Origin of the sequence: Mycobacterium paraffinicum (genome assembly GCF_025822865.1) — a bacterium.
Lineage (GTDB): Bacteria > Actinomycetota > Actinomycetes > Mycobacteriales > Mycobacteriaceae > Mycobacterium > Mycobacterium paraffinicum.
Map to the genome: position 1 here is coordinate 71831 of NZ_JACKUR010000010.1, position 13946 is coordinate 85776.

The window sequence follows — 13946 nt, forward strand, 5'->3', positions numbered from 1 at the left end:
ACGGTGAAGTCGCCCGGCGCCCTTTGGGATCGGTAGCGGCGCCGGTGGCTTGGACTTGCCCAACCACCGCTGCCGCCCGCAGCGAACCACACGGAGGTATACCGCCGATGAAAAGCAAGGTCGTCGTGCTGCTGGCCGGCGGGATGCTGGCGCTCGTGCTGCTGACGCGCTACTTCGCGCTGAGCCGGGCCGGCGTGCCGCTGGGGTGGATGCTCTACCTTGGGCTGCCGATCACGGGCGCCGGCGTGCTTTTCGCGTTGCGCCTCATCGACCTGGGCGCGGGCTGGACCACCAAGGGGGGCACCCTGCAGCAGCACGGCGGCATCCGCCCCCACCCGGCCGCACTCCCGCTCTCCGGGCCACCGCTTTCCGAGCGCCTCAGCCAGCTGGAGGATCTGCACGCCAAGGGCGCCATCTCCGACACTGAGTACAGCGCCCGGCGCCTACAGATCATCGCCAACATGTAGGGCGGGCGTGCCAGTCCGCCGGCGCGCCGTTCCCGCGCGGACCGCGTAGATTGCGGCGCTGACGCCGAACATCGCCGCGGTCAGCAGCAGCCAGCGACCCAAGAAGGGGTCCTGTGTCTGACCGGTCGCGGCCGAATAGGTGGCACCGCCCTGCTCGATGATGCCCGGAAGGAACACCAGCAGCGTCAGGCCCGCCCCGAGCGCGGGCACCCGGATGTAGTTGAGCACCGGCACGGGTGGCGTCTTGGGCCGGACAACGGTCCCCAGCAGCCGGTCGAGCGACGCATAGATCGGGAACAAGACCAGGTCGTGGGCGACGATGGCCGCGGTGAACCACACGATGATCGACTGCCACCACACCTGTGGGTTCCACAGTGCGGCCGGTTTGATCGTGACCAGCACGTAGCCCAGGAGCGCAAACCCGGCGGTCAGGGTCAGTAGATGCATCGGGTGAGACCCGTACGCCCTTGCGAAAACCGCTCGGGCGCTACGCATTTGCGGCCGGCCGGAAGGCTATCGACTCCACCCATTTGGTGTTGTGCACCCCGGGCAGCGCCGGCACGATGATGCGCGCCGGGAAGCCATGGTCCGGCGACAGGTCGGCGCCGTTGACGCGCAACGCCAACAGCGCATCGGGGTCCAGCACCTGACTTCCCTGCAGTGTTGCGCGGCCGAATGCGCCGAAGCGCTCCAGCGACGCGACGCGAGCCGACTCCGGCGCGGAAACGCCGGCGAGCCGGGCCAGGTCCGCCAACCGCACCCCGGTCCAGGCTTGGGTGGTGGACCAGCCTTCCACGCAGGCGATCGGCAGGACGGCGGTGTGCTGCGGCATGGCCAGCAGCGCGGCGCGACCCAGCGCCAGGGGACGGGGACCTCCGGTCACGGTGAGCCGCCAGCGCTCGCCGGTGTTCTCAGCGGAAATGCCGGCGACCGCCGCGGTCCGGTTGACCTCGAAGTCATTGGGCCCGTCGCCACGGATGCGCCCCCGCGGCAGCAGGAGCGCGGCGGGCCGCGTATAGCCACCCAGCGTCTGGCCGGCGGTGATGACCGCCATGAACAGCGCACCGCCGCCCACCAGCGCCAGGGCCCCGCGGCGGCTCATCGTCGCGGGGTGCGGGTCCGCGGCGACCAGCCCGTCCGGCTCCCACGCCTGGGCTGCGGTGTCCGCACGCCCGGTACGCAGGACGTCGCGCGGTGAGATCGAGCGCAGTCCGGACCACATGGCCGGGATCTTGATCGCGATGTGCACGACGAACCCGGCGATGAACACCCACGCACCGAAGTAATGCGCGGTGTAGAAGCTGAAGCCGAAGATGTAGTCGTACTGAATGTTCAGCACGCCGGTCACGATCTCGAACAGGATGCCTCCCACCAGCATCAGCAGCGAAACCCGTTCCAGCAGTTGGGCTATCGATCGGGCCGGCGGCCATGCGAACAGCCTTGGTATCACCGACCACAGCTTGGCGAGCACCACCGGGATCAGGACCAGCCCGAGCCCGACGTGCAGTCCTTGGGTCAGCCGATACAGCCATGACGGGTTGGTGGGCCAATCGAACGTGGGCAGCTTGAGCCAACCGACGTCGCCCGGAATGGCCTGGCCGAACCGAGGTCCGTAGGCGATGTACGAGAGCAAGCCGGTGACGATGACGATCGGCAGCGTGACCAGCAGCACCGAACCGAACACGGATGTCAGCCACGGGCCCCGCAGCGGGCTGCGCCACCGTTGTGCTTGCCTGACTCCCGGCGGCGGGTGCTTGTCCAGCAAGCTCCACAGCGGCGCGGGAAACCCGAAGCCGCCGGAATCGGCCGTCGGCCCGGTGTCTGAGATATCGGATCTGCGGATGCGGGGCATCATCGATGATCATCCACGACCGGCGGACGAAAATGGTTCAGATTCGGCGTCTGTTCAAGCCGCAGCGCGAGTGGGCCTAGGTACGAGGCGCCCCGAAATCATGCATCGGCGCCGCACTCGGCGCCGCGCGTCAGTCCTTGCCGCGGGGCGGGGGCTCGACTTCGACGCCCGTGGAATCGTGCTCGGGTCCCGCGGCCGGGTGTTCGGCCGGGACACGCTCACGGAACCGCGTGCCCTCGCTGGGCCGCTCGGGATCGGGCCGATGCACGTTGCCGTGGTAGGGGCCCGGCTTCGGTCGGGGTTTCCCGCCCGGGAAGGCCAGGCGGAATATGCTGCGGTGCACCATCGCCCACTGCTTCGAGAACCGGCCAGAGTTGTACGGCAACTCGTAGCGCTCGCAGATTTCCTTGACCTGCGGCGCGATCTCCGAGTATCGACTGCTCGGCATGTCCGGGTAGAGGTGGTGCTCCACCTGGTAACCGAGATTGCCGCTGATGATGTGGAACAGCGGGCCGCCATCGATGTTCGCGGCGCCGAGCAGTTGGCGTACATACCAACCGCCGCGGCTTTCGTTCTCGACTTCTTCCTGCGTGAACGTGTAAGTCTGGTCGGGGAAGTGGCCGCAGAAGATGATCGCGTGCGCCCACACATTGCGGATGACGTTGGCCAGTGCGTCGGCGGTCAGGGTGCGCAGGTAGGTGCTTTCGACGCCGGGCGCGACTTTGTCGAGGAAGTTCGCTGCCTTGGCGGCCCTGCCCTTGTTGGAGACCCGACGGATCCTCCTGCCGATGCGCGACTGCGCCGGCTGCTCGAGCCGGCCGCGCAACGCCAGTTGGGTGAGGGCGAACGCCCCGGCGCTTATCGCCGGCCAACCCAGGTAGTCCTTATAGATCTGCGCACGAGCCTTCACGCCGATGCCCCGCAGGTCCTTGCGCACCTCCGACCACGGCTTCTCCCGCTTGCGTATCGCGTCGATGTCCATGTCGTGGACGGCGACACCCCACTCGAACAGCAACGTCAGCAGCAGGTTGTAGATCGGTTGGCCCAGGTAGCGCGGAGCCCACTTCTGGTTGGGGTCGATCCGCATGATCTCGTAGCCGAGATCCTTGTCCTTGCCGAGGATGTTCGTGAACGTGTGGTGGATGTAGTTGTGGGAGTGCTTCCACGACTCGGCGGTCGACGCCGTGTCCCAGTCCCAGACCGAGGAGTGGATGTCGGGATCGTTCATCCAATCCCATTGACCGTGCATCACGTTGTGGCCGATCTCCATGTTCTCCAGAATCTTGGCCATGGAGAGACAGGCGGTGCCCAGCAGCCACGCGGTCTTCGATCGCGATGCCAGCAACAGCACCCGGCCGGCCACGACGATCTGCCGTTGGGCCGAGATGACGTTCTTGATGTAGCGCCGGTCGCGGTCGCCGAGATCGGCGAACACGTCGTCGTGGATCGCGTCGAATTCCTTCGCGAGTTTTTCGAGTTCCTGTTCCCCCAGTCGGGACAGTGGGCTCTCCCCGGCACGCTTCACGGCAGTTGTCACAAGCCGCTCCTTTCGATCAGAGTTCGAGTTCGACGCCGCCCTCGGCGGTATTGATGCAGATTCGGACGTCCTGTCCGGTCGGTTCGATCACGTCGCCCGAGCGCAGGTCGCGGAGCTTGCCTGACTTCAGCGTGCCGACACAGGTGTGGCAGATGCCGATCCGGCAGCCGAATGCGAGATTGAGACCCGCCTTCTCACCCGCCTCGAGAATCGATGTGCCGCCGTCACATTCGACTTCCTTGTCGCTGTCGAGGAAGCACACCGTGCCGCCCTCACCGGCGTTCGCGTCGCCGCCTATCTTCGGTTGGAACCGCTCGAAGTGCAGGCGTTCGCGATCTCCGTTTTCTTCCCAGTGCTCGATCAGGGCGTCGAGCATTTCACCGGGACCGGAACAGAACGCCTCGCGTTCGCGCCAGTCGGGGCACAGGTCATCGAGGTCCTCGGGGGTCAGCCGCCCCTGCTCGGAGGTGAGGCGCAGGTCCAGCCGCATCCCGTCGTGGCGGCCGGCGAGCTCGTCGAGCGCGTCGGCGAACATGGTCTGCTCGCGGGTGCGCGCGGAATGAATCACCACCACGTCGCCCAACTCGTCGCGGCTATCGAGGCTGCGCAGCATGCTGATGATCGGCGTGATGCCGCTGCCGGCGCTGATGAACAGCATCTTGTCCGGCACGGGCTCGGGCAGCGTGAAGACCCCCTCGATCTCACCGAGCCGCACCAGATCGCCGGGCTGAATTTTGTGCACGAGATACGGCGAAACGGCGCCGCCGTCGACCCGCTTGGGCGTGACGCTAATGAGTCCGTCCTTGGGCGAGGGGTCCGACGTCAGCGAGTACGCACGCCAGTGGTAGACGCCGTCGATGACCACGCCGAGGCGCACATACTGACCGGGCTTGTGGCCCGGCCACTCGTATCCCGGACGGATCAGAATGCTGGCCGCTTCCGAGCCCTGCTGCTCGATGGCTTCGACCTTCCCGCGCAGCTCCTTGGTGGTCCACAGCGGGTTGATCATCTCGAGGTAGTCGTCGGGCTGGAGCGGGCTGAACAAGCGCCGCACCGCCCGCAGGAACAATCGTCGTCCCCGTGGGACCTGGGGCTCGGCGCCTCGTTCAGCCATGCCGCAAGAGTACACAGTTGTACACTCACTTTAAACGTCCGTATTGAATTGCCTTGTAGCGCATTGCTCGACAGACACTCAATGGCAATGGGAAGAACGCATGGCTGTTCACTGCTCGTGATCGCGGCCGGGCCGGAGCTGACGCCATGCGTAGGTGTGACGTGCCCGCAGTGCACCCCGCCCAAACATTTGTTCAGAGAATTCTCAGCCGGCCGCCCGCCCCGCACCGCTCGGCGCTGACGCCTATTGTTCGAGGTGTGCTGATCGGCTTCCTCCTCGCGTTGGGCTGTTCGGTTTGCTACGGCACCGCGTCGGTGTTGCAGGCGGCGGCGACGCGATCGGTGGAAGCCGGCAGCGGCTCGGGCGTCGATACCGTGCTGTTGATACGCGCCGCCCGGCAGTGGCGGTATCTCGTCGGCATCGGACTGGACTGCGTCGGCTTCCTCCTGCAAGTGGCGGCGCTGCGCCTGGTGCCGATCTATGTGGTCGCCGCGGCGCTGGCCGCCTCGATCGCCGTCACCGGCATCGCATCCGCCTGGCTGCTGTCGGCGCGGTTGTCTCTATCCGAATGGACCGCGGTGGGCGTGGTCTGCGCGAGCCTGGTCGTCCTCGCGCTCGCGGCCGGGCCCGGACACTTCCGGCACGCCCCGGCCGGTCTCGGGTGGGCGCTGCTCGGCGTGGTGGCGGCGATATTCATCGCCGGTGCGGTGACGGGCCGACTCCCGGACCGGCCGCGCGCGCTGGCGCTGGGGCTGGCGGCGGGGACCGGTTTCGGGGTCATCGAGGTCGGCGTGCGGCTGATCGAGGTGATCGATCCGACCAAACGCGCCTTCTACACCAATCCGGCGCTGTACGCGGCGGCCGCGGGCGGGGCCGCCGGTTTCCTGCTGCTGACCTCCGCCCTGCACCGTGGGTCCGTGACCACGGCCGTCGCCGGGATGGTCATCGGTGAAACCATCGCGCCCGCGTTCGTCGGCGCGGTGTGGCTGGGCGACAGCGCACGCGACGGGCTCGGCTGGCTGGTCATCGCGGGCTTCGTGGTGGCGGTGTCGGCGACGCTCGTGCTGGCGCGGTTCGGTGAAGCGCCGCAGGACGTTCCCGAATCGGCTCAGGCCGACGAAGCCGTCAGCTGACGGTAGGCCGTCCCGCGCGCCGGGCGCGTCCACAACACGCCACCCTCGGCGCTGACGCCCGCGGCCGTCAGCGCCCGCTTGAGGATCTTGTTGGTCGCCGTCGTCGGCAGCTCGGCGTTGATGCGCACATACCGCGGCCAGGCCTTGGGCGACAGGTCCGGTTGTGCGGCGAGGAAGCTCGCGAACCCTGCTGGCCCCAACCGCGCCCCCTCTCGCAACACCAGCGCGGCCATCACCTGGTCGCCGACCCGCTCGTCGGGCACCGCGTAGACCGCGACCTGGCTCACCTCCGGCAGGCGTTCCAGGATCCGCTCGATCGGCCCCGCCGCCAGGTTCTCGCCGTCCACCCGCATCCAATCCGCGGTGCGGCCGGCCAGGTAGATCCACCCGTCGGCGTCGCGGTAGGCCAGATCGCCCGACCAGTACATCCCGTGCCGCATCCGCTGCGCGGTGGCGGCCGGGTCGTTGTAGTAGCCCACGAACGGGCCCGCGCCCTGGGTGTTGACGAGCTCACCGACCGCGTCGTCGAAGTTCGTCAGCGCCCCGTGTTCGTCGAATTCCGCGACCGCACACTCGGTGAGCGTCGACGGGTTGTAGATGCTGACGCCCGGATATGGCTTGCCGATCGATCCGGGCGGGGTGCCGTCCTCGCGGACGATGATCACCGCGAACTCGCTCGAACCGAAGCTGTCCACCACGCGGCAACCGAAACGCCTTGCGAATTCGGCGATGTCGCGGTCGGTCGCCTCGTTGCCGAACGCCACCCGTAGCGTGTTGTCGGCGTCGTCGGGCCGCTCGGGGGTGGACAGGATCAACGCGAGGGGCTTGCCGACGTAGTTGAGGTACGTCACGCGGTGGCGGCGCACGTCGTCGAGGAAGCGTGACGGCGAGAACCGGGCCGCCACCATGGTGGCGCCGGCACCGATCGCGACCGCCCATCCGGCGGCGATGCCGTTGGAGTGAAAGAGCGGCATCGACAGGTAGCAGACGTCCTCGGCGGTGACGTCGTACTGGAAGATCAGGCTGGCACCGCACATGACCGCCATCGCGTGCGCGAGCCGGACGACCTTCGGGTCACCACTGGTCCCGGAGGTGAAGATCATCATCAGCGTGTCCCCGCCGGTGACCTCGCGGTGCGGAACCAGGGGCGGCGCGGCGGCCACCAGTTCGGCGTAGCGCCGACCCGTCACGTCCAGCACCTGAATCCCGTTGAGGTCCAAGCCATCCAACAGTTCGCGGTGTTCCGGGTCGACGAGCAGCAGCTGGCAGTCGGACCGCCGGATGTCGGCCAGCAGCCCGGCTCCGCGCCGCGTGGTGTTGATCCCGCACAGCACGTAGCCGCCGAGCGCGGCGGCGGCCATGGCGCGCAGCATCGCCGGGGAGTTGGGCAGCAGGGCCCCGACGTGCAGCGGACGCGCCGGGTCGGCAATCCCGATCAGCGCGGCGGCCTCCCCCTCGGCCTCGGAAAGGTGTTCGCGCCACGTCCAGGTGCGCTCGCCGGACGAGAGGGCCGGGGTGTCGTCGCCACGACGTTGCCGCAGCAGCTGCTGGACCGTCTCGATCATCGGGTGGTCAGCACCAGCCCGGCGTAGTGGCGACGCGCCACATCGTCGCAGTGGCGCCGATACGTGCCGAACCCGCCGGCATACGGCATGAAAATCCGTTTCTTGCCTTCGATGTTGGCGCCCAGGTACCACGACGAGGCCGCTTTCGGGAAGAGCGTCCGCTCGGCCGCCTGCCCGACGTGGTCGGTCCAGGCCTCGGCGGCATCGCGTCGGGGCTCCACCTCCGTCACCCCAAGGCGGCGGGCGGTCAACACCAGCTCGACGACCCAGTCGACCTGCACCTCGGCGTGCAGCACCATGTTGGCGAGCACCGACGGGCTGCCGGGGCCGCTGATGGTGAATAGGTTCGGCAGGCCCGGCACCATCAGGCCGAGGAATGTCAGGGGTCCGTCGGCCCACACGTCGCGCAGTCGCACTCCCCCGGGCCCCTCCGGGTCGATGCGGGTCAGCGCGCCGGTCAGCGCGTCGAAACCGGTTGCGAAGATCAGCACATCGCAGGGATAGGTCGCGGCGCTGGTTCGCACGCCGTCGGCGGTGATCGCCTCGATTGGCTCGCGGCGCAGGTTCACCAGCGCGACGTTGTCGCGGTTGAACGCAGCGTAGTAACCGCCGTCGGTGCAGATTCGCTTCGTCCCTATCGGGTGGTCGACGGGTATGAGGTCGGTGGCCACGCCCGGATCCGCGACGATTTCGCGGATCCGCTCCTCGGCGAACTCCCGGGCGATGTGGTTGGCGGCGAGGTCGGAGTTCTGATCGGGAAACGTCTTTGCGAACAGCACCCCACCCTCGCGCCAGCGGCGCCACAGTGCCTCGGCGCGTTCCTGTGGATCGGTGTCGACCGCGTTCTTGTGGTACGTGCCATGCGGGGTGCCCGCGGCCGCGTACGCCGCGGCGCGGCGGCGCTCGGGATACCGCTCCCGGATCTGTTGCTGCTCCTCCGGCGTCCAGGGGCGGTTGGGCATCGGGATGCTGTAGTTCGCGGACCGCTGGAATACCACCAGCCGATCCGCCTGCGCGGCGACGATCGGAACCGCTTGGATGCCAGAGGATCCCGTGCCGATCAGGCCCACCCGCTTGCCGTGCAGGTCGGGGTCTTCGCGTGGCCACGCCGCGGTGAAGTACACCTCGCCCGTGAAATCGTCGGCGCCGGGGATGTCGGGGCGGTTGACCGCCGACAGGCAGCCCGTCGCGCAGATCAGGAACGGCGCGGCGTAGGCCTGACCGTCGCGGGCGCGGACCCGCCATTGGCTTTGCTCGAAGGTGGCGCCGACGACGTCGACGCCGAATCGGTAGTGGCGGCGCAGATCGAACCGGTCGGCGACGTGGCGCAGGTAGGCCAGGATCTCCGGTTGGGCGGCGAAGCGTTCGGTCCACGTCCAGCTCTGCTGCAGTTCCTCGTCGAATGAGTAGGAATAGTCGACACTTTCGACGTCGCACCGGGCGCCCGGGTACCGGTTCCAGTACCACGTGCCGCCCACGTCCGGCGCCGCCTCGATGCCGATCACCGACAGGCCCGCCGACACGGCCCGGTGCACGGCGTAGAGCCCGGCGAACCCCGCGCCGATCACGATCACGTCGGCTTGCGTCATGCCGACTCGCAGAGGGTGGGCTGAAGTAGCTCCCGCAGGTCGGAACAGATCAGGTCACGCGCCGAGGCCGCCGGTGGAAACGACGGAATGGTCAGGAAGCCGTGGAACAGGTCCGGAAAGTCGCGGTGCACCACGCGCACCCCCGCCTCGCGCAACCGGAGCGCATAGCCGCAACCCTCGCTGTGCAACGGATCGAGGCCGGCGGTGACGATCACCGCGGGCGGCAGGTCGGCGTGCGTCCCCGCGCGCGCCGGGGCCACCAGGTGGGCCTGGTCCAAAAGCGTTTGGGCGCCGAGATATTGGCGCCAATACCACTGCATGGCGGCGCTGGTGAGGAAGTGGCCGGTGGCGCAGCGTTGATAGCTGTCGGTGTCGAAAGACGGATCGATGACCGGATAGATCAGGAGCTGCGCGGCCGGCGCGGCGACGGCACGTTCACGACACAGGATGGCGGTGACCGCGGCGAGGTTGCCGCCGGCGCTGTCACCGGCGATGGCGGCCCGCGTCGGGTCGATGCCGAGTTCGGACGCGTGGTCGAGCACCCAGCAGAACGCCGCAAAGGCGTCCATGGCGGCCGCGGGGGCCGGGTGTTCGGGCGCGAGGCGGTAGCCGACCGACACGACGACGGCCTGGGTGCCGCGGGCCAGGGCGCGGCAGAAGCCGTCGTGGGACTCGATGTCGCACAACACGAATCCGCCGCCATGGCAGAACACGACCGCGGCGCGGTCTTCCTGCGGCGCGCCGTGCGGGTAGTAGACCCGCGCGGGGATGGTGCCGGCGGGGCCCGGGATCGACCGGTCCTCGGTGCGGTGCACGTCGTCGATGTTGTCGACGGGCCGGCGCTGCTGGGCGACGGCGGCCCGGGCCTGCGCGGCGGTCATGGTCTCGACGCGCGGGAATCCCGCATCCAACTCGCGCAGCATCGCCTGGACGCCGTCAAACGGATCGTCCATGTACACCTCCCGAACTCCTCGTTGAGTCGGTCACGCCGGCCGGTACTTCAATAGGGTGATTCCGTCTTCGGGCAGATCGTAGAACACCGGCTCGACCCGCATGCGGATATGGACGTCGCCGGGGTCGACGTCCACCAGCTCGGTGCTGAATTTCGGTCCCGCGTCCCACTGAACGACGGCCGGCAGCTGCGGTAGCGAATCGGCCCAGGGTGGACCGGTGGGCCGGCGGGCGATCGTGAACGTGTACAGCGTTCCCGCGCCGTCGATTTCGCGCCATTCCAGATCATCGGCCAATGTTCCCGGGGCAAGAGTGCGCGGGTAGAACACGCAGCGCCCCAGGGAGGGAGAGTACTGCACCAGGATGCGGTGCTGGGCCAGGGCGTCCCAGAACGGCCGCGACACCGGCGTCGGCTCGGGAACGGGGATGCTCATCGCTAGTCCCCCCGCATCAGCAGGGCGACCTGCTCGCTCATGATGCCGCCGTTGCCGGTAACGAAAGCGGTGTGGCAGTCGCGCACCTGCGCATCGCCGGCCCGGCCCATCACCTGCCGGGCGCCGTCGACGACGTGGTGCATGCCGCCGGCCATTCCGGCCTGCCCGAACGACAGTTGGCCACCGGCGGTGTTGAGTGGAAAGTCGCCGCGGTAGGTCAGGTCGTGGTCGGCGATCCACGACATCCCTTCGCCCTTCGCGCAGAAGCCGGCGTCCTCGAGGCTCATCAGCACGGTGATGGTGTAGCAGTCGTAGATCGACGCCATGTCCACCTCGGGCCGGTTCAGGCCGGCCATCGCGAACGCCCGGTCGGCGGCGCGGGCGATCGGGGTGTGCAGCAAGTCCTCGGCGTAGGTCGGGGTCTTGAAGGCGATATGTTCGCCAAAGCCCTTGATCCACACCGGGCGGTGGCGGCCGCGCCGGGCGATGTCGGCGTTGGCGATCAGCACACCCGCTCCCCCGTGCACCCGCATCACGGTCTCCAGCATGTGGACCGGGTCGGCGATCATCGGGCTGGCGAGCACGTCGTCGACCGTGATCGGGGTCCCGTGGAAGACCGCGCCCGGGTGGGCGCATGCGTTGGTGCGCTGGTCGACGGCGATCTTGGCCACCGCCGCAGGGTCGTAGCCGAACTCGGCCGCATAGCGCTGGGCGATCTGCGCGTAGGGCGCGTTCTGGCCGACGTTGCCGTACGGGATCTCGAATTCCGCTTGCGGCGACCCATAGTTGTTCGACGACGCCCCATACCAATTCGCGGCCGGCGGTGGCCGCTTCTCGGACTGCGGCTGGGCAGCCGATCCGGGAACCACGGCAAGGGCCGCGTCGCAGATGCCAAGCTCCACGGCGGCCGCGGCCCGCCAGATCATGCCCGCCGCCGTTGCGCCGCCCAGGTCGACGCGTTCACCGAAATCGAGTGGCAGGCCGAGGTATTCGCACAGGGTGGCAGGTGCGAACATCGCCGACTCGGCGATGCCGTGGGTCAGCAGGCCGTTGACGCACGCGGCATCCACGCCGGCGTCCTCGATCGCCATCCGCGCGAGCATCGCGTACTGGTCGAGGGTGAACAGCGGCGGGCGGGTGGGCCGCCGCTGCGCCGGCAACTCGGCGATGCCGACGATCGCGGCATCACCACGCAGGCCGGTCACTGATCGGCTCCCCGAGGCGTTCCGCGGCGGGGCAGTTCGACCGTCGCCGTGCCGGGCATCAGCACCGTCGCCTCGCGGCGACCGGCGATGTCGAGGTCCACCAGCCCGGCGCCCCGGTCGGAGAGGCGTTTGCCGGTGACCGTGCCGCCGAAGCTCAGGGGTTGGCCGGGGTGGGCGACCGCGCGGTTCTGGACGGAGAACGACACCAGCCGGCCACGCCCGCCGATCCAGTCCCCGATGGCCCGGCCGAGAAGCGCGGCCTGCAGCGGGCCGTGGACCAGCACGTCGTCGTAGCCCTCGACCGTGCGCGCCCAGTCCTTGTCGTAATGGATGCGGTGGCCGTTGTAGGTGGCGGCGCTGAAGAAGAACAACTGCGTCTCGTCGACGGTGACGGTGAGTTCGGGCATCGCGTCACCCACCTCGACGTCCTCATAAAAGACTTGGCCGGCCATGACGCTCCTAGGGACGGGCGATCATCGAAGTCGATGCTTCGGCGAGCAGCTCTCGGTGCTGGTTGCGGTAAACCGTGTGCCAGGTGACCAACACGAATCTGCCGGAGCGGCCCTGCTTTTCGACGATCGACTCGATGCTGCGCACCATCTCGATGTCGTCGCGGTGATAGGCCGGCAGGTGGAAGGTGAAGCTCTCGCCGCCGGCCATCCGCTTGGGAGCGCGCGGGAAGGCGAGGCTGCCCGAGACCGCGCCGGAGGAACCGTCGGGGCGCAGTGCCTCGAGGTGCGTAACACCGAGCACCGCGTACTGCAGGAAAAGCGGAGGGCAGATGATGTCACGAAAGCCGTTGGCCCTGGCGTAGTCCGGGTCGAACCATAACGGGTTGTGGTCACCGATCGCCGCCGCCCAGCGTTGCCAGTCACGCCGGTTCATTTCACCCGTCGCCGTGGCGGCGACGGCGCCGACGCGCGACGCGGATTCGGCATCGATCAAGCTGTCGTGTTCATTCGCGCTCATCCAGGCTCCTCCGAGTCCAAGGTCTCCTCCAGCCACGATGCGGCGACGTCCGCCCCGCCGCCCCACGTCGAGCCCAGCCGTGCCCGCTCGGTCCACAGATGCAGGTCGGTTTCGGTGACATACCCCATGCCGCCGTGCAATTGGTGAGCATTCAGCGTGACCAGCCTGGCCGCGCCGGCCGCGTGCATCCGCGCGATGGCGGTCTCCCGGGTCGCCGTGCGACCGCGTGCGATCCAGAATACCGCCGCGTGCGCGGCCAGCCGCGCCGCCGCCACGGCGATGTGCATGTCGGCGACCAGATGCTGGGCGGCCTGGAACGACCCGATGGGACGGCCGAACTGGTGACGCAGCGTGGTGTATTCGACGGTGCGGTCGATGACCGCCTGCCCGATTCCCACCAGGTCCAGCGATCCCAGCGCCACCGCCGCATTGGCCAACCGCCGCAGTTTCAAGGCGGAGACGTCACCGAGCAGCGCGTCGGCGGGGACCATGACATCGTCGAAGCGCACGGTAAACGCCCGGTTCCCGCCGGCCATGGCGAGCGGTTTCGTGACCACCCCGGTTGCTTTGGTGTCGACGATGAAAGCGAACGTATGCTCTTGCACCGCAGCCGAAATCACGACGATGTCTGCGACGTCGGCGTCGGCGACGTAGTCCGCGGTGCCGTTCAGCCGCCATTGCCCCGACACCGGGTCGGCGCGCAGTGCAGCCGACACCACGGCGGCGTCGCGGGCGCTCCACAGCGCCGTGGTGCCGCGAACGGCGCCGCGGGCCAGGGGCGGCAGCCAGGTGCCCTTGGCATTCGGGGAGCCGAGCTGGTCGACCGCGAGCGCGGCTTGAATGCTGCTGTGGATCGTCGTCGGGCACAGCGCGCGCCCCGCCTCGGTGTAGAAGACGGCGAGATCGTCGAGCGAGCCGCCGGACCCTCCGTATTCCTCGGCGATGGCCAGCCCGAGGACGCCCGCGTCGGTCAGCGCCTTCCACAGCGCCGGGGTACGACGGTCGGCGTCCGGTTCGTTCAGCGCGCGCACCAACGGCACGGCGCTCTCGGCCGCCAGCAGGGCGCGCAACGCGGAGGCGAACTCGCGCTGCTCAGCGGTGGGTATCGCCTTCATCTGATTGCTGTGCGT

Annotated in this window: 14 protein-coding genes; 2 read left to right on the forward strand and 12 right to left on the reverse strand. The window is 68.7% G+C overall.

The window, feature by feature from the left end:
- Window positions 1-107 precede the first annotated feature (107 nt).
- Complete coding sequence (locus H7J89_RS00460) at window positions 108-467, forward strand: SHOCT domain-containing protein (RefSeq protein WP_264035611.1); 360 nt, start codon at window positions 108-110, stop codon at window positions 465-467.
- On the opposite strand, the gene H7J89_RS00465 is transcribed toward H7J89_RS00460, so the two are convergent.
- From H7J89_RS00465 to H7J89_RS00480, 4 genes are all read right to left on the reverse strand, one after another.
- The gene (locus H7J89_RS00465; RefSeq protein WP_264035612.1) at window positions 444-962 is read right to left on the reverse strand and encodes a hypothetical protein; all 519 of its coding nucleotides are present in this window, start codon (window positions 960-962) and stop codon (window positions 444-446) included. The two genes, H7J89_RS00460 and H7J89_RS00465, sit on opposite strands and share 24 nt — an antisense overlap.
- Window positions 955-2319, reverse strand: coding sequence for a molybdopterin-dependent oxidoreductase (locus H7J89_RS00470; RefSeq protein ID WP_372513691.1), 1365 nt, complete (start codon window positions 2317-2319; stop codon window positions 955-957). Before H7J89_RS00470 ends, H7J89_RS00465 begins: the two co-directional genes overlap by 8 nt.
- A gap of 130 nt (window positions 2320-2449) precedes the next feature.
- Window positions 2450-3856 (reverse strand): fatty acid desaturase family protein, encoded by a 1407-nt coding sequence (locus H7J89_RS00475; protein WP_264035614.1) that lies wholly within the window; start codon window positions 3854-3856, stop codon window positions 2450-2452.
- Between the two features lie 16 nt (window positions 3857-3872).
- Window positions 3873-4970 (reverse strand): ferredoxin reductase, encoded by a 1098-nt coding sequence (locus tag H7J89_RS00480; RefSeq protein ID WP_264035615.1) that lies wholly within the window; start codon window positions 4968-4970, stop codon window positions 3873-3875.
- Window positions 4971-5227: 257 nt separating this feature from the next.
- Here H7J89_RS00480 and H7J89_RS00485 point away from each other — a divergent pair, with 257 nt between their 5' ends.
- On the forward strand, window positions 5228-6103 hold the full coding sequence (locus H7J89_RS00485) for a DMT family transporter (RefSeq protein ID WP_264035616.1): 876 nt from the start codon (window positions 5228-5230) through the stop codon (window positions 6101-6103).
- Here H7J89_RS00485 and fadD1 read toward each other — a convergent pair.
- From fadD1 to H7J89_RS00525, 8 genes are read right to left on the reverse strand one after another with little or no spacing between them, the layout of a single operon-like run.
- Entirely contained in the window at window positions 6079-7668 is a 1590-nt protein-coding gene (gene fadD1, locus H7J89_RS00490; protein WP_264035617.1) for a fatty-acid--CoA ligase FadD1, read from the reverse strand. The two genes, H7J89_RS00485 and fadD1, sit on opposite strands and share 25 nt — an antisense overlap.
- Window positions 7665-9257: a flavin-containing monooxygenase gene (locus tag H7J89_RS00495; RefSeq protein ID WP_264035618.1), complete on the reverse strand. Its 1593-nt coding sequence runs from the start codon at window positions 9255-9257 to the stop codon at window positions 7665-7667. The genes fadD1 and H7J89_RS00495 overlap by 4 nt, the downstream gene beginning before the upstream one ends.
- A complete protein-coding gene (locus H7J89_RS00500) occupies window positions 9254-10210 on the reverse strand; it encodes an alpha/beta hydrolase (RefSeq protein WP_264035619.1) in 957 nt (318 codons plus the stop codon). Before H7J89_RS00500 ends, H7J89_RS00495 begins: the two co-directional genes overlap by 4 nt.
- Before the next feature lie 30 nt (window positions 10211-10240).
- Window positions 10241-10642: a Zn-ribbon domain-containing OB-fold protein gene (locus H7J89_RS00505; RefSeq protein WP_264035620.1), complete on the reverse strand. Its 402-nt coding sequence runs from the start codon at window positions 10640-10642 to the stop codon at window positions 10241-10243.
- Between the two features lie 2 nt (window positions 10643-10644).
- A complete protein-coding gene (locus tag H7J89_RS00510) occupies window positions 10645-11847 on the reverse strand; it encodes a thiolase family protein (RefSeq protein ID WP_264035621.1) in 1203 nt (400 codons plus the stop codon).
- On the reverse strand, window positions 11844-12299 hold the full coding sequence (locus tag H7J89_RS00515) for a MaoC family dehydratase (protein ID WP_264035622.1): 456 nt from the start codon (window positions 12297-12299) through the stop codon (window positions 11844-11846). The genes H7J89_RS00510 and H7J89_RS00515 overlap by 4 nt, the downstream gene beginning before the upstream one ends.
- A 7-nt stretch (window positions 12300-12306) precedes the next feature.
- Window positions 12307-12816 (reverse strand): MaoC family dehydratase, encoded by a 510-nt coding sequence (locus H7J89_RS00520; protein WP_264035623.1) that lies wholly within the window; start codon window positions 12814-12816, stop codon window positions 12307-12309.
- Window positions 12813-13931 carry an acyl-CoA dehydrogenase family protein gene (locus tag H7J89_RS00525; RefSeq protein WP_264035624.1) on the reverse strand — a complete coding sequence of 373 codons (1119 nt, stop codon included), beginning with the start codon at window positions 13929-13931 and terminating at the stop codon, window positions 12813-12815. Before H7J89_RS00525 ends, H7J89_RS00520 begins: the two co-directional genes overlap by 4 nt.
- Window positions 13932-13946 lie beyond the last annotated feature (15 nt).